22 protein-coding genes are annotated in these 26,884 nt (G+C 64.3%); 17 read left to right on the top strand and 5 right to left on the bottom strand.

Annotated elements, in window-relative coordinates:
• Window positions 1-196: 196 nt before the first annotated feature.
• Window positions 197-496, bottom strand: a complete 300-nt coding sequence (locus tag AB3X89_RS28565; protein WP_368586284.1) for a PsiF family protein — start codon at window positions 494-496, stop codon at window positions 197-199.
• 453 nt (window positions 497-949) lie between these two features.
• On the opposite strand from AB3X89_RS28565, the gene AB3X89_RS28560 reads away from it, so the two are divergent.
• Both AB3X89_RS28560 and AB3X89_RS28555 read left to right on the top strand, forming a co-directional pair.
• Window positions 950-1,249 (top strand): YciI-like protein, encoded by a 300-nt coding sequence (locus AB3X89_RS28560; RefSeq protein WP_368586283.1) that lies wholly within the window; start codon window positions 950-952, stop codon window positions 1,247-1,249.
• 581 nt (window positions 1,250-1,830) lie between these two features.
• A complete protein-coding gene (locus AB3X89_RS28555; RefSeq protein WP_368586282.1) occupies window positions 1,831-3,036 on the top strand; it encodes a transposase in 1,206 nt (401 codons plus the stop codon).
• Window positions 3,037-3,085: 49 nt separating this feature from the next.
• Here AB3X89_RS28555 and AB3X89_RS28550 read toward each other — a convergent pair whose 3' ends face one another.
• On the bottom strand, window positions 3,086-4,663 hold the full coding sequence (locus AB3X89_RS28550; RefSeq protein WP_368586281.1) for a mannose-1-phosphate guanylyltransferase/mannose-6-phosphate isomerase: 1,578 nt from the start codon (window positions 4,661-4,663) through the stop codon (window positions 3,086-3,088).
• Window positions 4,664-5,268: 605 nt separating this feature from the next.
• Here AB3X89_RS28550 and AB3X89_RS28545 point away from each other — a divergent pair.
• From AB3X89_RS28545 to AB3X89_RS28475, 15 genes are all read left to right on the top strand, one after another.
• A complete protein-coding gene (locus AB3X89_RS28545; RefSeq protein WP_368586280.1) occupies window positions 5,269-6,666 on the top strand; it encodes an undecaprenyl-phosphate glucose phosphotransferase in 1,398 nt (465 codons plus the stop codon).
• An 81-nt stretch (window positions 6,667-6,747) separates the two neighbouring features.
• Window positions 6,748-8,193 (top strand): UDP-glucose/GDP-mannose dehydrogenase family protein, encoded by a 1,446-nt coding sequence (locus tag AB3X89_RS28540; protein WP_368586279.1) that lies wholly within the window; start codon window positions 6,748-6,750, stop codon window positions 8,191-8,193.
• Between the two features lie 36 nt (window positions 8,194-8,229).
• On the top strand, window positions 8,230-8,685 hold the full coding sequence (locus AB3X89_RS28535) for a low molecular weight phosphotyrosine protein phosphatase (RefSeq protein ID WP_368586278.1): 456 nt from the start codon (window positions 8,230-8,232) through the stop codon (window positions 8,683-8,685).
• A complete protein-coding gene (locus AB3X89_RS28530; protein ID WP_368586277.1) occupies window positions 8,679-9,884 on the top strand; it encodes a polysaccharide biosynthesis/export family protein in 1,206 nt (401 codons plus the stop codon). The genes AB3X89_RS28535 and AB3X89_RS28530 overlap by 7 nt, the downstream gene beginning before the upstream one ends.
• A gap of 137 nt (window positions 9,885-10,021) precedes the next feature.
• On the top strand, window positions 10,022-12,220 hold the full coding sequence (locus AB3X89_RS28525) for a polysaccharide biosynthesis tyrosine autokinase (RefSeq protein ID WP_368586291.1): 2,199 nt from the start codon (window positions 10,022-10,024) through the stop codon (window positions 12,218-12,220).
• 56 nt (window positions 12,221-12,276) lie between these two features.
• Window positions 12,277-13,218, top strand: coding sequence for a glycosyltransferase family 2 protein (locus AB3X89_RS28520; protein WP_368586276.1), 942 nt, complete (start codon window positions 12,277-12,279; stop codon window positions 13,216-13,218).
• Window positions 13,215-14,375: a glycosyltransferase family 4 protein gene (locus AB3X89_RS28515; protein WP_368586275.1), complete on the top strand. Its 1,161-nt coding sequence runs from the start codon at window positions 13,215-13,217 to the stop codon at window positions 14,373-14,375. The genes AB3X89_RS28520 and AB3X89_RS28515 overlap by 4 nt, the downstream gene beginning before the upstream one ends.
• Window positions 14,376-14,378: 3 nt before the next feature.
• Window positions 14,379-15,881: a glucose-6-phosphate isomerase gene (locus tag AB3X89_RS28510; protein ID WP_368586274.1), complete on the top strand. Its 1,503-nt coding sequence runs from the start codon at window positions 14,379-14,381 to the stop codon at window positions 15,879-15,881.
• Entirely contained in the window at window positions 15,878-17,107 is a 1,230-nt protein-coding gene (locus AB3X89_RS28505; protein WP_368586273.1) for a glycosyltransferase family 4 protein, read from the top strand. Before AB3X89_RS28510 ends, AB3X89_RS28505 begins: the two co-directional genes overlap by 4 nt.
• 70 nt (window positions 17,108-17,177) lie before the next feature.
• The gene (locus AB3X89_RS28500) at window positions 17,178-18,344 is read left to right on the top strand and encodes a glycosyltransferase family 4 protein (protein WP_368586272.1); all 1,167 of its coding nucleotides are present in this window, start codon (window positions 17,178-17,180) and stop codon (window positions 18,342-18,344) included.
• 253 nt (window positions 18,345-18,597) lie between these two features.
• The gene (locus tag AB3X89_RS28495) at window positions 18,598-20,976 is read left to right on the top strand and encodes an ATP-binding protein (protein WP_368586271.1); all 2,379 of its coding nucleotides are present in this window, start codon (window positions 18,598-18,600) and stop codon (window positions 20,974-20,976) included.
• Between the two features lie 37 nt (window positions 20,977-21,013).
• Window positions 21,014-21,745: a methyl-accepting chemotaxis protein gene (locus AB3X89_RS28490; protein ID WP_368586270.1), complete on the top strand. Its 732-nt coding sequence runs from the start codon at window positions 21,014-21,016 to the stop codon at window positions 21,743-21,745.
• Complete coding sequence (locus AB3X89_RS28485; protein WP_368586269.1) at window positions 21,742-22,281, top strand: hypothetical protein; 540 nt, start codon at window positions 21,742-21,744, stop codon at window positions 22,279-22,281. The genes AB3X89_RS28490 and AB3X89_RS28485 overlap by 4 nt, the downstream gene beginning before the upstream one ends.
• A 28-nt stretch (window positions 22,282-22,309) precedes the next feature.
• Window positions 22,310-23,290: a chemotaxis protein CheX gene (locus AB3X89_RS28480; RefSeq protein ID WP_368586268.1), complete on the top strand. Its 981-nt coding sequence runs from the start codon at window positions 22,310-22,312 to the stop codon at window positions 23,288-23,290.
• Between the two features lie 31 nt (window positions 23,291-23,321).
• On the top strand, window positions 23,322-23,687 hold the full coding sequence (locus AB3X89_RS28475; protein ID WP_018431965.1) for a response regulator: 366 nt from the start codon (window positions 23,322-23,324) through the stop codon (window positions 23,685-23,687).
• Window positions 23,688-23,729: 42 nt separating this feature from the next.
• Here the strand turns inward: AB3X89_RS28475 and gmd are convergent, their stop codons facing one another.
• From gmd to AB3X89_RS28460, 3 genes are read right to left on the bottom strand one after another with little or no spacing between them, the layout of a single operon-like run.
• Window positions 23,730-24,773 carry a GDP-mannose 4,6-dehydratase gene (gene gmd / locus AB3X89_RS28470; protein ID WP_368586267.1) on the bottom strand — a complete coding sequence of 348 codons (1,044 nt, stop codon included), beginning with the start codon at window positions 24,771-24,773 and terminating at the stop codon, window positions 23,730-23,732.
• A gap of 55 nt (window positions 24,774-24,828) precedes the next feature.
• Window positions 24,829-25,578 carry an SGNH/GDSL hydrolase family protein gene (locus AB3X89_RS28465; RefSeq protein WP_368586266.1) on the bottom strand — a complete coding sequence of 250 codons (750 nt, stop codon included), beginning with the start codon at window positions 25,576-25,578 and terminating at the stop codon, window positions 24,829-24,831.
• The gene (locus AB3X89_RS28460; RefSeq protein WP_368586265.1) at window positions 25,575-26,657 is read right to left on the bottom strand and encodes an acyltransferase family protein; all 1,083 of its coding nucleotides are present in this window, start codon (window positions 26,655-26,657) and stop codon (window positions 25,575-25,577) included. Before AB3X89_RS28460 ends, AB3X89_RS28465 begins: the two co-directional genes overlap by 4 nt.
• Window positions 26,658-26,884: the final 227 nt, after the last annotated feature.

Below are 26,884 nucleotides of genomic sequence, written 5' to 3'. Positions count from 1 at the left end.
CAAGATGGCGGCCCAGTTTTGATTGATTCTATATGTGAGGGTGGGCCGTCTCCGCAGCCATCATAGAAGAAAACGGCGCGTTGCGGCGGATGGACTACGAAGCAGGGGGCGAGCGAAGCGCCGCGCGGGTGGAACCACGCACCGGCGCCGTGTCGACAGGCAGGGCGCCGGCTGGAGGAACGGCTACGCGTCTTGTTCAGTTGGCAGGCGCCGACGAGGACAGGCAGGTCTTCATGAACGCCTTGCGGTCGTCGCCTTTCTTGTCGCCTGCCTGCTTGTTGCACGCCTTCATCTTGTCCTGCTGGCTCATCGGCGCGGCGGCGGCCGGCTTCGCGGAAAGGCAGGCTTGCATGAACGCCTTGCGCTCGTCGCCTTTCTTGTCGCCGGCCTGCTTGTTGCAGTCGGCCATCTTGGTCTGCTGGCTGTTCGCCGCGAACGCCGGCGATACGAGTACCGCGCCCAACACCAGCGTAGCGATAGCGGATTGGATTTTCATGGGACACTCCATCGGTGGTGAAAACGTTTCTGGTCGTTTATGCGCGCGGGCGACGCCAGCATCCATGGGCCCATCGGCGCATCCATTATGGCAAATGCCGTCTGCCAGAACGGCTCGAAATGCATTCCGGTTGACAGCGCTCCGCGCTCGTTTTCCCTGAGTGGCGCAGAGCAACCGGTGATGCGGCGTTTGAAACGGTCGAATGAAGGAGCGCGCGAATTTTGTTATGCAATGCAGATTGGTTGCGCCGATTATTCCTTGCTTATTGAATAGAAATTACGGCTCGCGGTATTTGGATATATTGCTAACAGGCAATCAGGATTTCTACATTGCTGCAAATGCAACTTAATAGAAAATTGGCATGAAATTCGGAAGCCGCCGTTGTGCCAAAATCGCGCTCCGATGCGTGCCGGGTCCACGTCGGCAACCTTCATCCTTGCGAGGAGACTTACCATGCATTACCTGTTGATGTACGAGCTGGTACCCGACTATCTGGAGCGACGCGGCGAGTACCGCGACGCGCATCTGAAACTCGCCTGGGCCGCCGCCGAACGGGGCGAACTGCTGCTGGCCGGCGCGCTCACCGAGCCGACGGACGGGGCGGTGCTGCTCTTCACCGGCACCTCGCCGGCAGTCGCGCAAGCCTTTGCCGAGGCCGATCCGTACGTGCTATCCGGGCTCGTTACGCGCTGGCGCGTGCGCGAATGGACCACGGTCGTCGGCGAGCACGCATCGAAACCGGTGCGCCCGTAGCACGCTCGAAGCGACTTCGGCGTCTTTTCTCTCGCCTCGAACTCCGCGCATGCGCAGCAGCCGCATGCGCGCCTCCGATTGCCTCCATGTCACCGGGCGTGGGCGTCGCCGTTCTTTCGCCGACGCTCGACACAGCCGATCACATCGATCATTAAAATGGCATAGAAATGCGTGCTGGATCGGCAATTACATTTCTAAAGAGCATTCTGTTCGGTAATGCGGTATTGTGCATTGCAATAGAGCGATTCCGTGCCGTTAAAGCAGCGGCTTCTGTTACGGCAATACGAGAATCGTCGCAGCGAAACGGACAAGAATGTTTCTATCCGTAACACTTGTCTCAACTGTACTCACGCAAAGAACGGGATGGTATGCTTCGTGCACAAATTTTCCCGTGCACGAGTGAGACCGCGTTTTGTGCTTCGCAATAGGGAAGAGCCGCACCACGCGTGGGCGGACTACTTCAGCGAGCCGAACGGACAAAACAAATTTGTGCAACCGAGGGCCGCACACGGGTCGTGAACGCTGAGAACCCGTGGCAGGCCCAACGCCGCGGCCAGGCCAGGCCGCGTGGAGAAAATCCAATGTTTTTCGATGAGCTAAACAACGACGAATGGGCGCTGCTCGCGCCGCTCGTCTCCGACGAGCCGGCCGTCCGTCTGAACCGGCGCGGCCGGCCGCGCGCCGAACCGCGCATCGTGGCGAATGCGGTGCTGTGGATCATGACTACGGGTGAGCCGTGGTCGAAGCTGCCGGGCCGCTATCCGTCCGGTCCCACGTGCCGTCGCCGCTTCGAAGAGTGGCAACTGAACGGCACACTGCTGGAGATGGTCCGCCTGCTGTCGCAGCGCGGCCGCACCTTCGCGTACATTCCCCAGCCGGCGCCGCCCGTTACGGCCAGACCCGTAGCGCCGGTTGCGCAAACCCCGAGCCCGCGTGAAGACAACAGTCTGCGCGGCGTGTCGTGGAAGAGTCCCGAGTCGTGGCAGGCGCCCGGCGTCGCGAGCGCGTTGAGCCAATGGCGCACGGCCGATCCGATCGGCGACATCACGCGGCAATTGTCGGGGCTTGCGCCAGCGGCAGCGCCGGCTGCGCGCGTGGCGACATCCGCGTTGGCCGCGGCGCCGGAGGGGGACGTCGAACCGGCCGCATTCGACACGGCCGAGATCGACCGGGCCGGCGAGCCGCGCCCGTCGCTGACGATGGCTCTCGCGCCGAGCGGCATGCAGGTCGCCGACTCGCGCGGTTATCTGATCTACGTGGTGGTCGAGGAAGTGCCGAATGCGATGTATCGCGGGTGGGCGGAGATCACCAGGGACGGCAAGCGTGTCGAGCGCTCAGGCCTCGTCGGCCCGCGCTTCGAGGATGCGCAGCACGCGCAGAAATTCGCGCTCGACTGGGCGCGTCAGTGGATCGATCGTGAATGCGCAACCGACGCAGCGGCCGCCGCGATGACCGATGCAACCGCCGCCGAGCCTTCGTCGGCAGCCGCATCGAGCAACCCTGTGCAGCGCTCGGCGAGCCGTTCGTTGTCGGGCCTGCGTCATGTGCCGGAACCGGCGTCGATCGATGGCGTCGCGAATCACCCGGCGAATCACGCCGCAAATCACGGCGCGCCGCTTGACGGGCCGCTGAAGCCATCACTGAATGCATTGCGCGGGCCGCTGCGCCGCTATCCGTCGGACACCGCGAGCGCGGGCGTAACGAGCACGCCCACGGTGACGACCGACAGCGGCACCGTGGAGCACTTTTCGGCGACCTACAAGGAACTGATCTCGTACGTGAGATGAACCCTGCGCACCCTGCGCCCGCTTGATGCCGTCGCAGGGTCGCGCATCGTCATTGCCGTCCATACGTATCGTCGAAGCGCACGATATCGTCTTCACCCAGGTACGAACCGGACTGCACCTCGATCATTTCGAGCGGCATCTTGCCCGGGTTTTCGAGGCGATGCGTGACGCCGAGCGGAATATAGGCCGACTCGTTTTCGGACACGATAAAGCGCTCGTCGCCGCGCGTGACGAGCGCGGTGCCGCGCACGACAATCCAGTGCTCGGCGCGATGATGATGCATCTGCAGCGACAGCCGCGCGCCCGGCTTCACGACGATCCGCTTGACCTGGAAGCGCTCGCCGGTGTCGACGGAATCGTAGTTGCCCCAGGGGCGATGCACCTTGCGATGATTGGCCGCTTCGAGCCCGCCATCCTCGCGAATCCGGTTGACGATCTTCTTGACGTCCTGCACGCGTGATTTATCGGCGACGAGAATCGCATCGGCGGTCTCGACGACGACGAGATCCTGCGTGCCGACACAGGCAATCAGTCGCCCTTCGGAATGCGCGAAGGTCGAGTTCGCGCCTTCGAACATCACGCGGCCGCGGCTCACATTGCGATCGGCGTCCTTCTCGGAGATGTCCCAGATCGCGTCCCACGAACCGACGTCGGACCAGCCGGCCATCAGCGGCACGACCACGCCCGACGCGATGCTCTGATCGGCGCCGAGCTTTTCCATCACCGCGTAGTCGATCGAATTCGACGGCGACGCGCCGAACGCTTCGCGTTGCAGCCGGAAGAAGTCGCCGTCCGCCGTGCGGCCCGCGAAGGCCGCTTCGCAGGCTTCGTGAATGGCCGGCTGAAAATGGCGAATCGCGTTGAGCCACGTCGATGCGCGCACGATGAAAATACCGCTGTTCCACCAGTATTCGCGTGATTCGACGTAGCGCCGCGCGAGTTCCAGATGCGGCTTTTCGACGAAGCGGTCGAGGCGGTGCGCGACGAGGCGCGCCGACCCTTCGGTCCGCGCGGCATCCGGCACATCGTCAGAACCGAGCGGCGCGCCGATGCGGATATAGCCATAGCCGGTTTCCGCGCGCGTCGGCACGATCCCCATCGTGACGATCCGGCCTGCCGCCGCATGCTGAACGCCGGCGGCGACCGCCGCGTGAAAGCCATCGCTGTCGGTGACCGCGTGATCGGCGGGCATCACGACCATGATGCCGTCTTCGTCCTGCGCGGCGACGGACAACGCGGCCACCGTCAACGCGGGCGCGGTGTCACGGCCGACGGGTTCGAGTATCAGCCGGCTCGGCTTGCCGCTCGTGCGCAACTGTTCGGCCGTCGTGAAGCGCTGCTCTTCGTTGGCGACGACCACGAGCTGGCCGGCGAGCGGATAGCCGGCTTCGAGCCCATCGAGACGGCGGGTCGTCGATTGGAGCAGCGACTCGTCGCCGAGCAGGCCGATCAGCTGCTTCGGATGCTGCTCGCGCGACATCGGCCACAGCCGGGTGCCCGAGCCGCCCGCGAGAATCACGGGATGAACCTTGAGCTTGACGCTGGTTGCGGTAGGAGACGTGGTCGTGGACGAAGGGGCGGGGGTGGGCCGGGTGCCGGCGGGCGTGACCGGGGCCGGAGCTGTCATGGTGAACTCTCCTCGAGGCTGGATGAATGTGTCGAGTTTTATCACGAAGTCCAGAATCAATAAAAGCGCGTTAAATAAAATAGGATTAAGTGCGCGTCGAATTTATTAAAAATGCGGAAAAAATGCGTCGCCGATTGATTCAAAAATAAAAATTACCGGAAAAAAATCGATAAGCATTTTTTTCGCTTAATGATGCGCAAGAATGACCGTACCCATGGAGCCGGGTGTCACCGGCAGACCTGTTGGGAAAAGCGCAAGTTTCGCTGGCGAAGGGCTCGAATGTGCTGCTCGGAAACCGCTGTCGAGCCGCATTCCGGCAAAAATTGCTGCTCAAAATGCATAAAAAATGCCGAAATTATGCCCGATACAATTTGAGATTTTTTGCGGTCTTGTCGTGCGAATTTTAATACCGCTTTATTGAGGTATGTACAAGGGTATTCACTCATTCAGCCGCGGCTTTTCCGCGTCGGCCTATTCCTTCGTATTTAGTCCCATTCAGCCGCGAGGCAAATGCGAAATAAAGGCGCAATGATGAAACCCGCATGCAACACCCATTTCAACCAACCGACGGATCGCACTTTGACTGACGAACAGAGGGGCGGCGCATGCTGAGCGTTCTAGCGAGAATCATCGACATAGCCATGGTCGCGCTCGCCGCGATGGTGGCGGCGGCCGTGCACAGCGGCAGAGCGGTATGGCTCGACGATATGCAAAGCGTGTCGCTCGCGTTCGGCTGCCTGCTTGTGGTGGTGTTCTTCCCGGCGCTCGGCATCTATCAGTCGTGGCGCGGCAAGCCGCTCTACGATCTGCTGTCGCGCGTCACGGGCGGCTGGCTGATGGTCGAAGTGACCGGCGTGCTGATCAGCTTCAGCGTGCACCGCGCCGACAGCCTGTCGCGACTGTGGCTCGTGTACTGGGCGCTAGCCTCGATCGTGCTGCTGGTCGTCACGAAGGTGATCGTCTATTCGATCCTGCGCGGGCTGCGCCGGGAGGGCTTCAATCAGCGCGCGGTCGCAATCGTCGGCGGCTCGCCTTACGGGCGCTTCCTGATCGAACAGATGCGCGGCCGGCCGGAAGCGGGCTTCACGCCCGTCGTCGTGTTCGACGAGGATGGCACGATCAATCCATATGAGGACCCGGACGCGGCGCATGCGGTCGAGGGCGTGCCGGTCGAGCGCGACTATCAGCGCATGATCGAACTGGTGCGCGAGCGCTCGATCCGCGAGCTGTGGCTCGCGCTGCCGATCTCGAAGGAGAAGGCGATCCATCGCTTCGTGATGGATCTGCGCAACGACTTCGTGAACATCCGCTTCATCCCCGACGTCGGCAGCCTGACGCTGTTCAATCAGCCGATGGTCGAGCTGCTCGGCGTACCCGCGATCAACCTGGCCGCCTCGCCGATCACCGATCTCCGCGTGCTGCCCAAGCGCGTATTCGACGGCCTGTTCGCGCTCGCCGCATTGCTCGCGCTGTCGCCGCTGATGCTCGTGATCGCGCTGATGGTGAAGCTCAGCTCGCCGGGGCCGGTGTTTTTCCGCCAGCGGCGCAAGGGCATCGACGGCCGTGAGTTCGAGATCTTCAAGTTCCGCTCGATGAAGGTCCACAAGGAAGCGGCCGGCCAGATCACCCAGGCGACGCGGCGCGATCCGCGCATCACCGCGGTCGGCGCGTTCCTGCGCCGCACCAGCCTCGACGAGCTGCCGCAGTTCATCAACGTGCTGCGCGGCGAGATGTCGGTGGTCGGTCCCCGTCCGCATGCGCTCGAGCACGACGACATCTACAAGGATCTGGTGAAGGGCTATATGCACCGCTACCGGATCAAGCCGGGCATCACCGGCTGGGCGCAGATCAACGGTTATCGCGGCGAAACCGACCGCATCGAAAAGATGATGGGCCGCGTGAAGCTGGATCTGTACTACATGCAGCACTGGACCTTCTGGCTCGACATCAAGATCGTCGTGCTGACGCTGTGGAAGGGCTTCGCAGGCAGCAACGCCTATTGAACGTGGCGCGCCGGGCCGCGCCGATGCCACGCATCGCGCGAGCGCATTCCTGAATCCACTCTATTTATCGAGGTGCAATCCATGAACCTGACGATCATCGGTAGCGGCTATGTCGGCCTCGTGACCGGCGCGTGTCTGGCCGACATCGGCCACGACGTGTTCTGTCTCGACGTCGACGCTCGCAAGATCGACGTGCTCAACAACGGCGGCGTGCCGATCCACGAACCGGGTCTGCAGGAGATCATCGCGCGCAATCGCCGCGCGAAGCGCCTGACGTTTTCCACCGACGTCGAGGCCGCGGTCGCGCACGGCGACATCCAGTTCATCGCGGTCGGCACGCCGGCCGACGAAGACGGTTCGGCGGACTTGCAGTACGTGCTCGCGGCTGCGCGCAACATCGGCCGCCATATGAACGGCTTCAAGGTGATCGTCGACAAATCGACGGTGCCGGTCGGCACCGCATCGCGCGTACGCGAAGTGGTCGCCGCCGAGCTGGCCGCGCGCGGCGTCGAGCAGATGTTCTCGGTCGTGTCGAATCCGGAGTTCCTGAAGGAGGGCGCGGCCGTCGAAGACTTCACGCGGCCCGATCGCATCGTGCTCGGCTGCGACGACGACGTGCCCGGCGAAAAGGCGCGCGAGCTGATGAAGCGCCTGTATGCGCCGTTCAACCGCAATCGCGAACGCACGCTGTATATGGACGTGCGTTCCGCCGAGTTCACCAAGTACGCGGCCAACGCGATGCTCGCGACGCGCATCTCGTACATGAACGAGCTCGCGAATCTGGCCGATCGCGTCGGCGCCGATATCGAGGCGGTGCGCCGCGGCATCGGCTCCGATCCGCGCATCGGCTACGACTTTCTGTACGCGGGTTGCGGCTATGGCGGCTCGTGCTTTCCGAAGGACGTGCAGGCGCTGATCCGTACCGCCGCCGATCACGACGCGAACCTGCGCATTCTCGAAGCGGTGGAAGCGGTCAACGACGCGCAGAAACAGGTCCTCGCGCAGAAGATCGTTGCGCGTCTCGGCGAGGATCTGTCGGACCGCACGTTCGGCGTGTGGGGTCTCGCGTTCAAGCCGAACACCGACGACATGCGCGCGGCGCCGAGCCGCGAGCTGATCGCCGAACTGCTGCGCCGCGGCGCGCGCGTGAAGGCTTACGACCCGGTGTCGATCGACGAAGCGAAGCGGGTGCTCGCGCTCGATCTGAAGGACGTGCCGCAGCAGCATGCGCGCCTGTCGTTCGTGAACGAGGAGATGGAAGCGGCGAGCGGCGTCGATGCGCTCGTGATCCTGACCGAATGGAAAGTCTTCAAGAGCCCTGATTTCGATGCGCTGAAGCGCATGCTGAAGACGCCGCTGATTTTCGACGGCCGCAATCTGTACGAGCCGGACGTGCTGCTCGAACTCGGCATCGAGTACCACGCGATCGGCCGGCGGCATGCGTTGCGCAATGCGCCGGCACGGGTCGGCGCGAACAGCGCGATACATGCGGCGGATCTCGCCACCGCGGAAACCTCCGGCCGCTGAGGCCATTGCGACCGCCGCCGCGCGAGGAAATCCGCCATGTTCGCCAACGTTCTGATCGTGTGCCACGCCAACGTGTGCCGCTCGCCCGCAGCGGAGATGCTGTTCAAGGCGCGTCAGGCGCGCGCGCCGCCCCCGGGCGCCGCGCCGATCGCGTTTCATTCGGCGGGCATTCGCGCGGTGAACGGTCACGGCATGGACCCGGTGATGCGGCGCCTGCTCGAAGAGCGCGGCGTCGCGGCCGGCCTCCATCACGCGCGGCGTCTGGACCGCTCGCTCGTGCGCGCGGCCGATCTCGTGCTGGTGAGCGAGCGCGCGCAGGTGAGCAAGGTCGAAGCGCTCGATCCGTCCGCGCGCGGCAAGGTCTATCCGCTCGGCAAGTGGGAAGCCGATTCGGACGTCGCGGATCCGCACGGCGGCGCGGAAGACGAATACAGGGAGAGTCTCGTGCTCATCGAACATCTGGTCATGGGATGGCTGAAAAAAATATGCTGACGAAACCCCGCAACGAAAACTCATTCGCGAGCTTGCGCACGAAGCTCGCCGTATCACTTCTGCTGACGTCTTTTCTGTCGGCCTGCGCGACCGCACCGGGCAATTATCTCGACACGTCCCGGCTCAAGGACAACGATCAGGCGCCGAGCGAAACCTATCCGGTCCATCTGATCGACGCGAAGCTGATCATGGCGCAGGCGCAAGCCGCCGCCGCGAAAACCGAGCCGTTGCCGCCGTCGGCGCTGTCCGATCCGTCGCTGTACGTGTACCACCTCGCGCCGCAGGACATTCTTGGCATCACCGTGTGGGATCACCCCGAGCTGACCACGCCGCAGGGCAGCACCTTGTCCTCGGGCGGCAACACCACGCAGACGATCGCGGGCGCGTTGCAGCAGCCGTATACGGCCGCGTTGCCGGGCCAGGCCGATCCGTACGGCCAGACCATCGCTGCCGACGGCACGATCTTTTTCCCGTTCGTCGGCCGCATTCAGGCCGCGGGCAAGACCACGACCCAGCTGCGCGATCAGCTCGCCGCGCGCCTCGTGCCTTATATCCGCAATCCGCAGGTGGACGTGCGCGTGCTGTCGTATCGCAGCCAGAAGGTGCAGGTCACCGGCGAAGTGAAGCAGCCGGGACCGCTCGCGGTCAGCGACGTGCCGCTGACGCTGGTCGACGCGATCACGCGCTCGGGCGGCACCAACCCGGACGCCGACATCCAGCGCGTGCGCCTCACGCGCAACCACAAGCTCTACGTGCTCAACGCCGATCGCATGCTCGATCAGGGCGATACCACGCAGGACGTGATGCTGCAGAACGGCGACGTGGTCAATGTGCCGGACCGCACCGACAGCCGCATCTTCGTGATGGGCGAAGTGAAGACGCCGATCCAGGTGCCGATCATCCGCGGCCGCATGACGATCGCCGATGCGCTCACGCAGGGCGGCGGCATCCTCAACACCGACGCCAATCCGCGCCAGATCTTCGTGATGCGCGGCATGCGCGAGCATCCGACCACGCCCGAGGTGTTCCGCCTCGACATGACGCAGCCGGACTCGATCATGCTGTCTTCGCAGTTCCAGTTGCAGCCGCTCGACGTCGTGTACGTGGGCACCGCCGCATCGACCACGTTCAACCGCGTGTTGCAGCAGGTGCTGCCGAGCGTGCAGACGCTGTTCTATCTGAAGCAGCTGACGCGCTGAACGTTCCGGCTGTAACGTCCCGCGCCGCTGTTGTAGACGCCGGCGCGGGACGCGCAACGAAAGCAGAAGTACCGCTGACGCGAAAGCCGAAGCCAACGACACGGGATGGAACAGTGAGCAATCAACTCTCTCCACACATGGCTGGTCCGATCAAGACCGAAGAAGAAGACGTCGTCCTCGGACAACTGGTGCAGGTGATCCTCGACGATATCTGGTGGCTGCTCGCGATCACCGCGGTCATCGTCACGATGGCGGTGGCGTACTGCTACCTCGCCAAGCCGACCTATTCGGCCGATGCGCACGTACGCGTCGAGCCGTCCGACAGCCTGTCGCAGGCGCTCACGCAAACGCAGACCGGCGCCGCGATCACCAGCGGCTCGACCTCGCTGCCGACCGACGCCGAGATCGAAATCATCAAGAGCCGTGGCGTGGTCGCCCCGGTCGTGCAGCAGCTGAAGCTGAACTTCAGCGTGACGCCGAAGACGATCCCGCTGCTCGGCAACATCGCCGCGCGCCTCGCGACGCCGGGCCAGCCCGCGCGCGCGTGGCTGGGGCTCACGTCATACGCATGGGGCGGTGAAAACGTCGACGTCGATTCGATCGACGTGACGCCGTCGCTCGAAGGCGAGAAGCTGCTGCTGCGCGTGATCGACGCGCAGCACTACGAGCTGTTCGCGCCGAACGGCTCGCTGCTGCTGCGCGGCGAGGTCGGCCAGCAGGCGCAGGGCGGCGGCGTGACGATGGTCGTCAACAAGCTGGTCGCGCGCCCCGGGCAGGAGTTCACGATCGTGCGCTCGAACGACCTCGACGCGATCACCGCGTTCCAGTCGGCGATCACGGTGCAGGAGCAGGGCAAGCAGACCGGCGTGATCCAGATCTCTCTGGAGGACAAGAGTCCCCAGCATGCGGCGCTGGTCGCCAATGCGCTCGCGCAGTCGTATCTGCGGCAGCACGTGTCGAACAAGCAGGCCGACGCGAGCAAGATGCTCGACTTCCTGAAGAGCGAGGAGCCGCGCCTGAAGGCCGACCTCGAACGCGCGGAAGCCGCGCTGACCGCCTATCAACGTCAGTCCGGCTCGATCAACGCGAGCGAAGAGGCGAAGGTCTACCTCGAAGGCAGCGTGCAGTACGAGCAGCAGATCGCCGCGTTGCGTCTGCAAATGACGCAGCTCGCCGAGCGCTACGGCGACGACCATCCGACGCTCGTCGCCGCGCGTCAGCAGATGGCCGAGCTGCAGGCGCAGCGCACCAAATACGCGGACCGTTTCCGCGATCTGCCGGCCACCGAAGTAAAGGCCGTGCAGTTGCAGCGCGACGCCAAGGTCGCCGAAGACATCTACGTGCTGCTGCTCAATCGCGTGCAGGAACTGTCCGTGCAGAAGGCGGGCACGGGCGGCAACGTGCATATCGTCGACGCGGCGCTGCGCCCCGGCGCGCCGGTCAAGCCGAAGAAGATGCTGATCATGTCGGCGGCGGTGATTCTCGGGCTGATCGCGGGCACCGGTTTCGTGTTCCTGCGCCGCAATCTGTTCAAGGGCATCGACGACCCCGATCACGTCGAGCGCGCGTTCCATCTGCCGGTGTTCGGCCTCGTGCCGCAAAGCGCCGAGCAGGTGCAGCTCGAAAACAGCTACGCGCGCGGCGGCGAACGCCTCCGTCCGGTGCTCGCGAATGCGCGGCCGAAGGACGTGACGATCGAAAGTCTGCGCAGCCTGCGCACCGCGATGCAGTTCACGCTGATGGACGCGCGCAACCGCATCGTGATGCTGACGGGTCCGATGGCCGGCGTCGGCAAGAGCTTCCTCAGCGTGAACCTCGCGATGTTGCTCGCGCATTCGGGCAAGCGCGTGCTGCTGATCGACGGCGACATGCGGCGCGGCGCGCTCGAACGTCAGGTCGGCGGCGTGCAGGAGAACGGCCTGTCCGAATTGCTGAGCGGGCAGATCTCGCTCGAAGAGGCGATTCGCCCGTCGAACGTCGAGGGCCTGAGCTTCATTTCGTGCGGCCGCCGTCCGCCGAATCCGTCCGAGCTGCTGATGTCGCCGCGTCTGCCGCAATACCTCGACGGGCTCGCGAAGCGCTACGACGTGATCCTGATCGACACGCCGCCGGTGCTCGCGGTGACCGATGCATCGATCATCGGCGCGTATGCGGGCTCGACGTTCTTCGTGATGCGCTCGGGCATGCACAGCGAGATCGAGCTGGCCGATGCGCTGAAGCGCCTGCGCGCGGCGGGCGTGCACGTGCAGGGCGGCATCTTCAACGGCATGCCGGCGCGCTCGCGGGTCGGTTACGACCGCGGCTACGCGGCGACCCAGGAATACCTGAGCACGTGAGGCGCGCACCGGAATCAAGCGCCGACTTCTGCACAACAGGAACCGAGGACATCACGATGAAACTGACGGTACTGGTACCGACTTATCGCCGCCCGGCCGATCTCGCGCGCTGCCTCGCGGCGCTCGAGCGGCAATCGCGTGCGCCCGACGAAGTGATCGTGGTCGCACGCGTCGACGACGACGCGACCCATGCGTGCCTGCGCGATCCGTCCACAGCCGGCCGCCTGCCGCTGGTGATCGCACCGGTGGATATACCCGGCCAGGTCGCGGCGCTCAATCGCGGGCTCGATGCCGCCAGCGGCGACGTGATCGCGATCACCGACGACGACGCCGCGCCGCGCCGCGACTGGGTCGAGCGCATCGCCGCCGCGTTCGAAGCCGATGCGCGCCTGGGCGCCTTGGGCGGGCGCGACTGGGTGCACGAGAAAGGCCGCGTGCTCGACGGCGAGCGGCCGCTGGTCGGCAAGGTGACCGCGCACGGCAAGATCATCGGCAATCATCACCTGGGGGTCGGTGCTGCGCGCGAAGTCGACATCCTGAAGGGCGCCAACATGAGCTACCGGCGCGACGCGGTGCGCACGATCCGCTTCGACGCGCGTTTGCGCGGCGCGGGCGCGCAGGTCCACAACGACATGGCGTTCAGTCTCGCGGTGAAAAACGCGGGCTGGAAGCTCGTCTACGACCCGCAGGTCGCCGTCGATCATTTCCCCGCCGAGCGTTTCGACGACGACAAACGCGACGCGCAGACGATGGCCGCGCTGCGCAACGCCGCGTTCAACTTCCATCTGATCCTGCGCGACCAGTTGCCGCCGCTGCGCCGCGAAGCCGCGTGGTGGTGGTGGACGCTGGTCGGCACACGGCTTTATCCGGGCCTCACGCATGCGGCGCTCGCGCTGCTGTCGAAACAGGCGCAGTTGCAGCTGTCGCGCTGGCGCGAGGTACGCGCGGGCGCCCATGAGGCGCGGCGCGCGCTGTCGAAGAGCGGAGTGTCCGCATGAGTACCAAGGTTCACGTTCATCTGTTCTACGGCGCCGATCCGCGCTTTTATCGCAAGGGCGACGACATCGGCTGCCTGTACGGTTATCACCACGCGGAGTCCGAAGCATTCGAGCTGACCTATTCGCAAGATGCGCGCGAAAGCCGGCCTGTGCGGCTCGTGCGGCGCGCGCTGAAGGCCGCGCTCGGTTTCGATTTCATCCATACGTGGCGCAATCGCACGGAGATGCTGCGCTCGGATGTGATCTGGACGCATACCGAGCAGGAGTGGCTGTCCGCCGCGCTGATGCTGCTGCTGTGCGGCCGCAAGGCGGGCCCCGGCGGGTCGCCGCTGCTGCTCGCGCAAAGCGTGTGGCTGCTCGATAAGTGGCCGTCGTACGGCATCGTGCGCAGCTGGCTGTATCGCAAGCTGATGACTCGCGCGGACAGGTTGACCACGCTCGCGAGCGCAAACGCCGAGCTGTGCCAGGACTACTTCCACCGCGACGCGACGCCGCTGCTGTATGGCCTGAACACGCGCGACTTCCCGGTCAATGCGCCGACGCAGTGGGCGCCGCGCACGCCGCTGCGCATCGCGGCGATCGGCAACGATCGCGATCGTGACTGGGAGACGCTGATCAAGGCGTTCGGCAACGATCCGCGCTACACGGTCAAGCTCGCGACACGGCGGCGGATTCCCGCGTCGCTGCGCGCGTCGAACGTCGAAATCGCGTTGTTCTCGGGCATCAAGAAGCAGCACGAGCTGTACGACTGGGCCGACGTGATCGTCGTGCCGTTGCGGCCGAACTCGCACGCGTCGGGCATCACCGTGATGCTCGAAGCGGCGGCGGTCGGCAAGCCGATGGTCGCGACCGACGTCGGCGCGCTGCGCGATTATTTTCCCGCCGACGAAGCCGCCTACGTGCCGCCATTCAATCCTGAGGCGCTGCGCGCCGCGGTCGAGCGGCTCGCCGCCGAGCCCGCCGAGGCGCTGCGCCAGGCGCAGGCAGCGGCAGCCGGTCTGCTCGCGCGCGATCTGACCACCGAGCACTATGCGATGCAACACGTACGGATCACGCGCGAGATGCTGAGCGCGCGCGGGCCGGCGAGCGCGCATGCGGCCGCGGCCAGACACGAGCAACGCGCCGCACCCGCGCGCGAATCGCGCGGAGGCCTCTGAGCGATGTCGACGATTCCGCGCGCGAATCCATTGCCGCCGACCGGCGCGGTCAACGCCGGTGCCGGGCAAACCAATGCGAGCGGGTTGCTGTCCGGCGCAAGGCGAGAATGGCTGCCGCCGCTGCTGCTGTGGCTGATCACCGCGGTGCTGATCGTCGCGCATCAGGGCACGGTGCTCACGCTCGCGTTTCCGGTGCTCGCGATCGTGACGGGCCTGTGGCTCTACTTCAAGAGCCCGGCGCGCTATATCGGCTTCATGTGGTGGCTGTGGTTTCTGAGCCCCGAAGTGCGGCGTCTCGCCGACTGGTCGAAGGGCGCGTTCACGCCGACCAGCCTGATCCAGGTCGCGCCGCTCGCCGTGACGATGATCAGCGGCCTGTCGCTGCTGCGCTACTACCGGCTGCTCGCGCAGCGCCGTGGTTTGCCGGTGCTGCTGATCCTGCTCGGCCTCGTCTACGCGTTCCTGATCGGCGTGATGTCGAGCGGCCCGCTCGCGGCCACCTACGACCTCGCGAACTGGCTCTATCCGATCCTGATCGGCTTTCACATCATGGCGCACACGCGCCAGTATCCGCAGTACCGCGACACGATCATCAACACGTTCATCTGGGGCATGCTGGTGATGGGCGGCTACGGCCTGATCCAGTTCTTCATCATGCCGCCATGGGACGTGCTGTGGATGCTCGGCTCGCAGATGAACTCGCAGGGCGACCCGGTGCCGATGGGCGTGCGCGTGTTCAGCACGATGAATTCGTCGGGCCCGTTCGCGTTCGCGATGATGGGCGCGATGGTCTTCGTGATGGCCGCGCAGCATCGCGTGCGCTGGATCGCCGCCGGGCTCGGCTTCTTCTCGTTCGCGTTGAGCCTCGTGCGCTCGACGTGGGGCGGCTGGGTCATCGCGCTCCTGATCCAGCTGGTGAAGTCGAACAACAAGGTGCGCGTGCGCATCGTCGCGAGCGCGGTGCTGCTCGCCGGCTTCTGCGTGCCGCTGCTGGCGGTCGGCCCGGTGGCCGAACGGATGCAGGCGCGCCTGAACACGATCGTCAATCTGCACGACGACCAGAGCTACGCGGCCCGCAACGAGTTCTACGCGAGCTTCGCGAAGACCGCGTTTACCGACGTGTCGGGCGAGGGCATGGGCGCGACCGGCACCTCGACGAAGCTCTCCAACGACGGCGGCCAGCTCGGGCAGTACGGCAACTTCGACAGTGGCGTGATGAACATTCCGTTCGTGCTCGGCTGGCCGGGCACCTTGCTGTACATGTCCGGCATCGTGTGGCTGCTGACGCGCGCGGTGCTCGCGTCGTTCAGGCTGCGCGACGACAAGTTCGTCTCCGCGTGCCTGAGCCTCTGTCTGGCGACCTTCGCGATGCTCGTGTTCACGAACTCGCTGGTCGGCACCGGCGGCCTGCTGCTTTTCATGAGCGCTTTTTCGATTCTTTCCGCGGTTCACTACGAAAAAATGAACCGCGCACGCACGCTATTTCTCCACGGAGGCACGGATTGAGAGTCGCCATAGTCACGCACGTAGTGCGTCATAACGACGGCCAGGGGCGCGTCAATCACGAGATCGCGCGCGCGGCGCTCGACGAGAACATCCGTGTGACGCTGGTCGCGTCGCACGTGGCGCCCGAGCTGCTCGCGCATCCGAACGTGCGCTGGGCGCCGGTGAAGATAGGCCGCTGGTGGCCGACTAATCTACTGCGCCAACAGGTGTTCGCGCTGAAGAGCGCGCTATGGCTGCGCGCGCATCGCCGCGACTACGACGTGCTGCACGTAAACGGCTTCATCACGTGGATGCGCGCCGACGTCAACACCTCGCATTTCGTGCATAGCGGCTGGTTCGCGAGCAAGTACTACCCGTTCGGTTTGACGAAGGGCGTGTGGTCCGCGTACCAGTCGGTCTATACGCGCTGCAATGCGCTGCTCGAACGCTGGGCGTACCGGCGCTCGAAGGTGATCACCGCGGTGTCGCAGAAGGTCGCCGACGAAATCCGCGCGATCGGCCTCACGCCGCGCAATCGCGTGGACGTGATCTACAACGGCGTCGACACGCAGGGCTTCGCGGCGGCGAGCGGCGATCGCGCGAAGTTTCGGTTACCGGACGATGCGTTCCTGCTGCTGTTCGTCGGCGATCTGCGCACCCCGCGCAAGAATCTCGGCACCGTGCTCGCCGCGTTGAAGCATCTGCCCGAGCACGTGCAGATCGCGGTGGCCGGCTTTCTGCCGGGCAGCCCGTATCCGGAGCAGGCGAAGGCGCTCGGCATCGCGCATCGCGTGCATTTTCTCGGGCTCGTGAAGGAGATGCCGGTACTGATGCATTCGGTCGATGCGTTCGTGTTTCCATCGCGCTACGAAGCGATGAGCCTGTCGCTGCTCGAAGCGATGGCGGCGGGCCTGCCGGTCGTCACCGCGCGCACCGCGGGCGGCGCCGAGATCATCACGCCGGAGTGCGGCATCGTGCTCGACGATCCGGACGACCCGCAGGCGCTCGCTCGCGCGGTCGCGCAACTCGCCGGCGACGACACCGCGCGCCGCGCGATGGGCCAGGCCGCGAGCGAGCTCGCAACCGGCTTCGGCTGGGCGCGCATGGCCGCGCAATACATCGCGCTGTACCGGCAGCTCGCCGGACAGCAGGAAAACCGCCGGCGCAGCCAGACCGAAGCGACGGTTGTTGCGCAGAACGATGCGCTGACGCTGAACCATCTCGCCGGACGCAAGAGCGTGGAATGAACGCGCGAGCCGCACAATCCACGCAACGACATAGCAACTCACCGCAAGCAACACACAGGGGCACACCATCATGACGACTGGCTCAATCAAATCACTGCAGATCGGGATGCACTGGTTTCCCGAACGCGCGGGCGGCCTCGACCGCATGTACTACTCGCTGGTCGGCGCGCTGCCGGGCGCGGGCGTCGCGGTGCGCGGCGTCGTCGCCGGCTCGCCGAAAGTCGCGGCCGATACCGGTGGCGCGATCAACGGCTTCGGCTCCGCCGCGCAATCGCTGCCGTTGCGGCTGATGGCGGCACGCCGCGCGTTGCGCCACGAGATCCGCAGGTCGCGGCCCGACGTGATTTCCTCGCACTTCGCGCTCTATACGTTTCCGGGCCTCGACGTGACGCGCGGCATTCCGCAGGTGTCGCATTTTCAGGGGCCGTGGGCCGATGAGAGCCACGTCGAAGGCGCCGATTCGCTCGGCCAGCGCGCGAAGCGTTATCTGGAGCAGTCGGTGTACGCGCGTTCGTCGCGGCTGATCGTACTGTCCGACGCATTCGGCAAGATCCTGACGACGCGCTACGGCATCTCGCCGGAGCGCGTGCGCGTGGTGCCGGGCTGCGTCGATGTCGAGCAGTTCAATCTGCCGATCACGCAGGCCGAAGCGCGTCTGCGTCTGCAATTGCCGCAGGATCGGCCGATCGTGCTGGCAGTGCGACGGCTGGTGCGGCGCATGGGTCTCGAAGATCTGATCGATGCGGTGAAGCTGGTGAAACGCAGCGCGCCCGACGTGCTGCTGCTGATCGCGGGCAAGGGGCGGCTCGAAAGCGCGCTTCAGGCGCGCATCGACGACGCGGGGCTCGAACACAACGTGAAGCTGCTCGGCTTCGTGCCCGACCAGCATCTCGCGGCGCTGTATCGCGCGGCCAATCTCAGCGTCGTGCCGACGGTCGCGCTGGAAGGCTTCGGGCTCATCACGGTTGAATCGCTTGCGTCGGGCACGCCGGTGCTGGTGACGCCGGTCGGCGGATTGCCTGAGGCGGTGGCGGGCTTGTCGCCGGATCTGGTGTTGCCGGAGACCGGTGCAGCGGCGATCGCCGCGGGTCTCGCCGGCGCGTTTGACGGCACGCTAAAGCTGCCCGATGAGGATGCATGCCGCCGCTATGCGCGCGAGCACTTCGATAACGCGGTGATCGCGAAACGGGTCGCGGCGGTGTATGCCGAAGCGATCGCGGGAGACGCACTGCATTGAAGCGCAGTGGGCTAACGAAAAAAATGGCCCTCAATAACGGCATTTTTTTTGCGAACTTGAGCCCAGATCAGCCCTTATTCACGAATCTTTCGACCTTATTTTTCGAAACGCTAAAACGTGTGGTCCGGCGTCGACTTCGTCACGTTGACGTCACACATCCGCGACGATAATCCCCGCGCCCGAAAGTACAAAAACACACGGGCGTCCCGCCCAAAGCGTGGACCTTGTATTTTCAGACCTCGGGGATTCTCAGATGACCATCCGTCACCGCATCACGCTACTCGTCATTCTGATGCTCGTCGCGTTATCCGCCATTGGTGGATACGCTGTGCTTCAGACTCGCAACAGCGCCGCCAACGTCAGGCAGGTCACCCAGGGCGTCGTGCCGAGCGCGCTCGCGTCGGCCGACCTCGTGTCGCAGCTCAAGGACGTGCAGCTCGCGATGATGACGCTCGTATATGCGCCTGACGAGAACATGGTCTCGCAGGCCCGAGACCTGCTGAAGAGCAAGGAAGCGTCGCTGCACGCGGCGCTCGACGTGCAGGCGAAGGCCGCGCAAGGTCAGGCCCAAAGCGGGCTCGTGAGCCAGGCGCGCGACAGCCTCGCGAACTATTTCAACGCGGTCAACGACACCGCGAAGATGAAGGCCGACGGCAAGAACGAACTGGCGCAGGCATATCTGTTCGCGAACGTCGCGCAATACCGCGATGAACTCGAAGGCATCGTCGAGACGCTGCGAATCGAAAAGAACCGTCAGAAAGACGCCGCGATCGACGACCTGAACAGCGCGCTCGCCACCACCACGACGGCGATCGGCGCCGCGACCGGCGCGGCGATCGTCGTGCTGCTGCTGATTAGCGCGCTGCTGTATCGCCAGATCACCCGGCCACTGAGCCGCATGCAGGTGGAGATGAGCGAGATCGCGGCAAGCCAGGACTTCACGCGCCGCGTGCCGGTCGGCCGCATGGACGAGATCGGTCATTCGATCGTCGCGTTCAACGGCATGATCGAGAAGATCCAGCAAAGCTCGCTGCAGTTGAAGCAGAAGACCGCCGACATCCAGGCGATGCTGCAAAACATGCAGCAGGGGATTCTGACGGTGGTCGAAGGCGTGGTCGTGCATCCCGAGTACTCCGCGTATCTCGAGGCGATCTTCGAGACGCGCGAGATTGCGGGCCGTCCGTTGCTCGATCTCGTGTTCGGCGGCACCGGTATCAACAGCGATGAGCTCGCGCAGATCGAAGCGGCGCTGCACGCATGTATCGGTGAAGACAGCATGAACTTCGAGTTCAATCAACATCTGCTCGTCAACGAGATCGCCAGGCCGATGGCCGATGGCCGCGTGAAGACGCTCGATCTGAGCTGGTCGGCGATCACCGACGAACACGACGTCGTGCAGCGTTTGATGCTGTGCGTGCGAGACGTGACCGAACTGCGCGCGCTCGCCGCCGAGGCCGGCGAACAGAAGCGCCGGCTGGAGATGATCGGCGAGATTCTCGCGGTGAGCCAGGAGAAGTTCCATCACTTCGTCGAAAGCGCGACGGGCTTCATCAGCGAGAACGAGCGGATCATTCGTCAGCATCATGAGCCGAGCCACGAGGCCGTCGCCGAGCTGTTCCGCAACATGCACACCGTCAAGGGCAATGCGCGCACCTACAGCCTTCAGCATCTGACCGGTGTCGTCCACGAAACCGAACAGCGGTACGACGCGTTGCGCCGCGCGGACGGCGGCGAAGCGTGGGACCAGCAGCTTCTGATCGACGATCTGCAGCGCGTGAAGGCCGCGCTCGAAACCTATGCGACGCTCAACGAAGTGAGCCTCGGCCGCAAGGGACCGGGCAAGAACGGCGCGGTCGATCGCTACCTGATGGTCGATCGCGAGTTGATCCAGAAGCAGCTGGACCTGCTCGAAAGCGCCGATCCGGCCGACCGTGACGCACTCGTGTCGATGCGCGAATCGTTGCAGCGCGAGCTGCGTCTGTTGGGCACCGAATCGATCTACGAAGCGCTCGCGGGCGTGCTCGAATCGCTGCCGTCGCTGGCGGCCGAGCTCGGCAAGGAAGCGCCGGTCGTCAGCATCGACAACAACGGCTACCGCGTGCGCAGCGAGGTCAGCGATACGTTGCGCAATGTGTTCACGCACCTGCTGCGCAATTCGGTCGACCACGGCATCGAGCCTGCCGCCGAGCGTATCGCGAATGGCAAGAACGCGGCCGGCGTCATCGAGCTTGAAGTGGGTGTCGACCATCACGCGCTGCAGATCACTATCAGCGACGACGGCCGCGGTCTCGCGCTCGCGAAGATCCGTGCGGCGGCGATCGAACGCGGCTGGATCGCCGCCGATGCCGCACTCAGCGATGAAGCGATCGCCGAGCTGATCTTCCGTTCAGGCTTTTCGACCGCACAGAGCGTCAGCGAGATTTCGGGCCGCGGCGTCGGCATGGACGCGGTGCGCGATTTCGTGCGGCGCGAGCATGGCCGCATCGAATTGCGTTTCACCGACGATCGTCGCGGCGCGGACTATCGCCGCTTTCAGACCGTCGTGTCGTTCCCCGAGGACTGGGCGGTGGACAGTCTCGATGCGTCCGTCGATGCAGCGCGCGAGCGTGACACGGATGCGGTGGCAGGCTAACGGCCTGACCGATTGAACGAAGCGATGGGAGCAGGTTGTGCTTGAAAGTTATCTTGTGGCCGCAGGCGTTGGCGGTATCGTCTGCGCGCTCGCGACGGGAATTTTTTATCGTCGGAAGCTTCGCGCCAGTGCGCAAGCGCAGCGCGTCGACACGCTCGCGCGGCAGGCCCTCGAGCAGCAACTCGACGTGGCTTTCAAGGTCGGTGAGCAGGCCAACGGCGAGCGTGCCGCCCTGGAGGCGATGCTCGCCGATCTGCGCGCACAGGCCGAACAGGGCGAGCAGGATCGCGAATCATTGCAGGCGAGCCTCGACGCCGCGAGCGCGCGCAGCAACGAATGGCTGCAGCATGCGACTCGGATCGCGCACGAGGCCGCCCGTCTGAAGACGCTGACGACCACGTTCGAGCGTTGGCACGAACAGTTGATTTCGCTGATGTCGCAGAACCGTGACATGCACAAGAAGAACCAGGAGTTGTCGTCGATCGTGCAGCACGTGCTGATCGTTTCGCTGAATGCGTCGATCGAAGCGGCACGCGCCGGCACCGCGGGTCGCGGCTTTTCGATCGTCGCGGGCGAAGTGCGCTCGCTCGCGTCACGCTCGCAGGAACTGTCGAAGAGCTATCAGGAGAGCCTGCATCGCAACGACCTGACGACCGCGGCGACGTTCCAGGACATCCAGGCCGGCGGCAAGATGATCACGGCGTCGCTCGGCGGCGTCGAAGCGCTGGCGACCCAGTTTCAATCCAGGCTAGAGCAGGCCGCAGCGTGATTACCGATCAGGCGTTGCAAAGCATCGCGCACATCTTCTGTCACGCGGCTCGCGCGAGATTGCCCGCGACGCCGGGTGATGCGTGCGAGATCAGCGCGGTGCCGAGGTGGGATCGAGGTCATCCGCCCGGACCTTGCGCGATGGCGCTGACGATCTCGTCGATCGGTTTTCGTTTGCTGTTCGTGCTGCATTTCAGCAAGGACGAAGCGACGCGCGCGTACTACGCCAGCGGCGACACGACGCGTTCGCTGTCGGAAACGCTGATGGAACTCGGCAATCTGTGCTGCGGCTACATGAACCAGCAGCTGGTCGAGCATTTCCCCGATCTCGGCATGTCGACGCCGTATGAATTGAACAGCAGCTGTATCGAGTATCTGGACGAGTTGCGGCCCGATCACGTGTGGGCGTACGAACTGACGATCGGCGCTGCGGCCCGGCTGGGCGTGACGTTATGCGTATGCGCGCAGGCGCCACTCGATTTCAAGGCTGAACTCGCGACGGCCGACGAGGCCGAAGGCGAACTCGAACTTTTCTAGCAACACTGCATTCGCAGACTGAAACACGATGAATACCAGCAAGCCCGTCAGCAAGGTGCTCGTGCTCGACGACTGTCCGGCACACGCGCAAGCGCTGAAGCTCTTTTTCGACGAGCACAATCTGATAGCGCTGAAGGTGCGCGACAGCAGCCGCCTCGGCTCGGTCCTGGCCACGAATATCGATCTAGGCGGCGTTCTGCTGGCGGATAACTACGGTGGATCGGTCGAACAGGCGGCAACGACCGCGGCCCGAATCAGTACCTTGCGCCCCGAACTGCCGGTGATCCTGCGTTCGAGCGGCGACGCGCCGCTCGAACGGCTTCCGAAGCCGTTGAAGAACGCGGCATGCGCTCACTTCAATGCGGCCGATCTGACGGCGCTGCGTGAAGCCGTCGATCAATACATCTTCAGCCTCGACTTCCCGAATGCGCTCGTGCGCGGTATCGCGGAGATCACGGAAGCACGGCTCGCCACGCTGTTCGGCGGCGTCACCGTGCAACGCGACACGCCCAGTGTCGTGCGCGATCGCATCATCTTCGGCGAGGTGTTCAGCCTGATCCCGCTCGAAGGCACCTGGTGTCGCGGCTATATGTTGATGCAGGCCGAAGAGGAGCCGCTGCTCGGCATGATCGAGCGCGATCGCGCCGCACGCGAGGCCGGCATGAGCAGGACGCAAGCGGGCTTTCGCGATCTGAACAACGTGCTCGGCGAATTGACGAATCTGATCTGGGGGGCGTTCAAGGACCGGTTCCTCGCTGCGCGGAGCGCTCGCGAAGCGAGCCAGGTGCAGGTGCCTCTGCTCGTCAATCACAAGCACCGCTACATCTCGTTCGGCTCGGACAATCCGCAGTTGCGGTTTCAATACCGATTGAGCGACGTGGCGAGCGGACAGTCGGTGTCGATCGACCAGCGTTTCGTTTTCAACCTCAATTGGTCCCCCGAAGATTTCTCTGAAAACACGGTGGATGTCGACGATCTCGTCGAGTCCGGCGAACTGGATCTGTTTTGATACAACGCGTCGGTGACGCAAGGAAATGGCTATGGCAAAGATTCTGGTGGTGGACGATTCGAGCACGGTACGCGATGAAGTCGCGGGCTTTCTGGCGAAAAACGGTCTGGACGTCGCGACCGCCATCGACGGCAAGGATGGCCTTACGAAGCTGAAGACGGATTCGAACATCCGCCTGATCGTCAGCGACGTGAACATGCCGAACATGGACGGCCTGACGATGGTCGAGAAAATCCGCGGCGAACTCGCGAACAAGACCGTCAACGTGATCATGCTGACGACCGAAAGCAGCCCCGCGATGAAGGAACGCGGCAAGGCCGCCGGGGTGAAGGGCTGGATCGTCAAGCCGTTCAAGGGCGATGCTGTGTTGGAGACGTTCCGCAAATTGGCGGGTTGACGGGATAGTGTGCGGCGAACACCGCCGCACACGGATACCGTGTTAGAACGTCTCGTGGTGCTCGTTGCGCGCGATGTCCGCCTGGACCATCATCTGGCACAGCTGTTCGAGCGAGGTTTGCGGTTGCCAGCCGAGCGTGTCGCGCGCCTTGTCCGCGCAGCCGATCAGCAGGTCCACTTCGGCGGGGCGATAGAACTTCGGGTTCACTCGCACCAGCGTCTTGCCGGTCGCGACATCGATGCCGGTCTCGCGCTCGTCCTTGCCCGACCATTCCAGCTGGAAGCCGGCCGCCGCGAACGCCATGCGTACGAAATCGCGAACCGTTTCGGTGCGGCCGGTCGCGAGCACGAAGGTATCGGGCGCGTCGGCCTGCAACATGCGCCACATGCCCTCGACGTATTCGAGCGCGAAGCCCCAGTCGCGCTGTGCGCTCAGGTTGCCGAGTTCGAGCACGTCCTGCTTGCCGAGCTTGATCTTCGCGACCGTGTCGGTGATCTTGCGCGTGACGAATTCGCGGCCACGTAGCGGCGATTCATGATTGAACAGGATGCCGCTGCTCGCGAACAGGTTGTACGACTCGCGAAAGTTGATCGTCGACCAGTGTGCAAACAGCTTCGCGACGCCATACGGGCTGCGCGGATAGAACGGCGTGCTTTCGCGTTGCGGCACCGCCTGCACGAGGCCGAACATCTCGGAGGTCGACGCCTGGTAGAAGCGCGTCTTCGGGCTCAGGATACGCAGCCCTTCGAGCAGATTCAGCGCGCCGACGCCGGTCACTTCGGCGGTGGTCACCGGCTGGTCGAACGACACGCCGACGAAGCTCTGCGCGGCGAGGTTGTACAGCTCGTCGGCCTGGGTGCCGTCGAGCAGACGCAGCGTCGAGCCGAGGTCGGTGAGGTCGTGTTCGACCAGACGCAGATTCGGATGATCGAGCACGCCAAGCTCACGCATGCGCCAGAAGTTGACAGAACTCGTGCGCCGGTAGGTGCCGGTCACGTGATAGCCCTTGTCGAGCAGCAGCTTGGTCAGATAGGCGCCGTCCTGTCCGGATACGCCGGTGATGATCGCTTTGCGTGGTTGGCTCATAGCTTGCCTTCTAGTGTGTGAATGAAAAAGAACGGTTCGCGCGTAAAAGTGGGGGTCAATGTGTTTCGTCCAGCAGTCGCCGCACCAACGGCTCGACGACCCGATAATCCTGTTCAGCCTTCAGCCGGTACAACTCCGGTTTCGGATGCGCGCCGTCCGACATCAGCGACTTCCAGTCGGGCAGGCTGCTCACATACGCGTATTGATCGACGAGCGGCACCTGCTGTTCGGCGGCCACGCGTCGCGTGATCGCGACCATCGTTGCCAGCTTCGCGTTGAGCCGGTTATCGGGCATCGGGTTCGAGGTTTGCAAAACAGGCTGCTTGCCGAGCGCTCGCGCGGTTTGCACGAGCGATGTTTCGGCCGAATAGAACTGCTCGGGCGTCTGGTTCTGCATCACTTCGTTGATGCCATAGTTGATCAGCACGAGCCGCGCGGGCGAGACGGCGACACGTTCGCGCCACGACAGGCCCGCCGCCGGTCCCGCACGACGATTGCCGGTGCCGTCGCGCAACTGCGAGGCCATCGTGCCGCCGACACCGTAGTTCGTGACGCGCACGCGCTCGCCGTCATGCGCCTGCAACGCCTGCTGCAGATAGGTGACGGCGTTGCGCGCTTGCGGGCCGCAGTGGCCGTCGCTACAGGTGATGCCGAGCGTGGTCGAATCGCCGTAGGCGTCGATCAGCAGTTGCGTCGGCGATGACGTTGGCGGCTCGTCCGCGGTCGCGCTCGTTGCCGGCGCAAACAACGTCAGCGCCGACACGACGCCCAGCACGCGGGCAGCGGCAACGGCCACGCGGTTCATGCGCGGCTTTGCGGTGCTTGCCGCGCGGCGCTGGCGCCGCCGCTGACCGTCGCTTTCGTGCCGCGTGTGGCGAAAATCAGGCGCTTCTCGAATGCGAACCACGTGATGCTCGCGTAGACGAGCGTGATCGCAAGCGCGATCGCGGCGCTCAGATAGCGATTCAAATGCAGCGGCCACACCATGTACAGCACGCTCAGGTGGATCAGATAGATTGTGTAGCTGATGGTGCCGATATAAACGAGCGCGGGATTGCACAACAGCCGCTTGACGATGCCCTTGCTCTGCAGCGCGATCACCACGATCGACGTACACAGCACCAGCGACACGCTATAGAGCCCCGCATTCGACAACGGCGTGTTCGCCGCGCGAAAACGCGGGAAGTGCAGATGCAGCCATGCCAGCACCGCGAGCGCGGCCAGCGCGCCGAGCACCGCGAGTCCCTTGTACGGTTCGAGCGCATTGCGATCACGCCGCACGGCCACCGCGAGCAGCGCGCCGGCCGCGAGCAGATCCATGCGGAATGGCGTCAGGTAGTAGATCGGCCAGAACGAATCGAACCACGGCGTCGCGAGCGCGCGCAGCAGCGGCACCAGTACGATCAGCGCCGCCGCCACACCGCCGAGCAGGCGCTCGGGTACGAGCAGGATCACGAACGGCCAGAAGATATAGAACTGCTCTTCGACCGCGAGCGACCACAGCACGTTGAGGCTTTCGTGACCGCTTTGATTAAGCGCATCGCCTATATTGGTCGCGAAAAACGCGTACCAGTACCAGTGCTGTGCCCACGCGAGGCCGAACAGCAGCGACGACACGGCCATCAGCAGCAGGTACGGCGGCAGGATGCGGCGCGCGCGCCGTGCATAGAAATAGCTGAAATACGACTGCTGACGCGACTTGCGATCGAGCAGGATGCCGCTGATCAGAAAGCCGCTCAAAACGAAGAACAGATCGACGCCCATCCATAGCGGCGCTTTCAACGCGTGCTGCGCGAACACCGCGAGCACGGCGATCGCGCGCAGACCGTCGAGTTGCACGATGCGGGAATGGGAGGGCGCGAGGGGCAATGCGCTGGCTGTCATGAACCGTCCATGGTGTAAAGCGGATGGGCCGGGCGAAGGGCCGCGCGGTTCGCAACGGATAGCCGGCGAACAGGCGCGCGCTTCGCGTCGCAACTGAAGTGCAATCGATTCTAGGGAAAAGAAAATCGAGAAAAAATCCATTGGAGTCGGCTAATTGAATCAGATTGAAACAGGGTATTTCTTTCGCCATTCCAGAAGGATTTATATGGTTATCTGGTGAGCAGCGG

This window comes from Paraburkholderia sp. BR14320 (assembly GCF_040948665.1).
Taxonomy (GTDB): Bacteria; Pseudomonadota; Gammaproteobacteria; order Burkholderiales; family Burkholderiaceae; genus Paraburkholderia; species Paraburkholderia youngii.
This window is presented reverse-complemented; position numbering and strand designations above follow the sequence as displayed.

Bases quoted from the DNA above. Each gene is read 5' to 3' on its own strand.
- AB3X89_RS28500 (WP_368586272.1), top strand. From the start codon at position 17,178: ATGACGACTGGCTCAATCAAATCACTGCAGATCGGGATGCACTGGTTT.
- AB3X89_RS28475 (WP_018431965.1), top strand. From the start codon at position 23,322: ATGGCAAAGATTCTGGTGGTGGACGATTCGAGCACGGTACGCGATGAA.
- AB3X89_RS28555 (WP_368586282.1), top strand. From the start codon at position 1,831: ATGTTTTTCGATGAGCTAAACAACGACGAATGGGCGCTGCTCGCGCCG.
- AB3X89_RS28460 (WP_368586265.1), bottom strand. From the start codon at position 26,657: ATGACAGCCAGCGCATTGCCCCTCGCGCCCTCCCATTCCCGCATCGTG.
- AB3X89_RS28535 (WP_368586278.1), top strand. From the start codon at position 8,230: ATGTTCGCCAACGTTCTGATCGTGTGCCACGCCAACGTGTGCCGCTCG.
- AB3X89_RS28510 (WP_368586274.1), top strand. From the start codon at position 14,379: ATGTCGACGATTCCGCGCGCGAATCCATTGCCGCCGACCGGCGCGGTC.
- gmd (WP_368586267.1), bottom strand. From the start codon at position 24,773: ATGAGCCAACCACGCAAAGCGATCATCACCGGCGTATCCGGACAGGAC.
- AB3X89_RS28565 (WP_368586284.1), bottom strand. From the start codon at position 496: ATGAAAATCCAATCCGCTATCGCTACGCTGGTGTTGGGCGCGGTACTC.
- AB3X89_RS28525 (WP_368586291.1), top strand. From the start codon at position 10,022: ATGGCTGGTCCGATCAAGACCGAAGAAGAAGACGTCGTCCTCGGACAA.
- AB3X89_RS28465 (WP_368586266.1), bottom strand. From the start codon at position 25,578: ATGAACCGCGTGGCCGTTGCCGCTGCCCGCGTGCTGGGCGTCGTGTCG.
- AB3X89_RS28530 (WP_368586277.1), top strand. From the start codon at position 8,679: ATGCTGACGAAACCCCGCAACGAAAACTCATTCGCGAGCTTGCGCACG.
- AB3X89_RS28560 (WP_368586283.1), top strand. From the start codon at position 950: ATGCATTACCTGTTGATGTACGAGCTGGTACCCGACTATCTGGAGCGA.
- AB3X89_RS28540 (WP_368586279.1), top strand. From the start codon at position 6,748: ATGAACCTGACGATCATCGGTAGCGGCTATGTCGGCCTCGTGACCGGC.
- AB3X89_RS28545 (WP_368586280.1), top strand. From the start codon at position 5,269: ATGCTGAGCGTTCTAGCGAGAATCATCGACATAGCCATGGTCGCGCTC.
- AB3X89_RS28520 (WP_368586276.1), top strand. From the start codon at position 12,277: ATGAAACTGACGGTACTGGTACCGACTTATCGCCGCCCGGCCGATCTC.
- AB3X89_RS28550 (WP_368586281.1), bottom strand. From the start codon at position 4,663: ATGACAGCTCCGGCCCCGGTCACGCCCGCCGGCACCCGGCCCACCCCC.
- AB3X89_RS28495 (WP_368586271.1), top strand. From the start codon at position 18,598: ATGACCATCCGTCACCGCATCACGCTACTCGTCATTCTGATGCTCGTC.
- AB3X89_RS28480 (WP_368586268.1), top strand. From the start codon at position 22,310: ATGAATACCAGCAAGCCCGTCAGCAAGGTGCTCGTGCTCGACGACTGT.
- AB3X89_RS28515 (WP_368586275.1), top strand. From the start codon at position 13,215: ATGAGTACCAAGGTTCACGTTCATCTGTTCTACGGCGCCGATCCGCGC.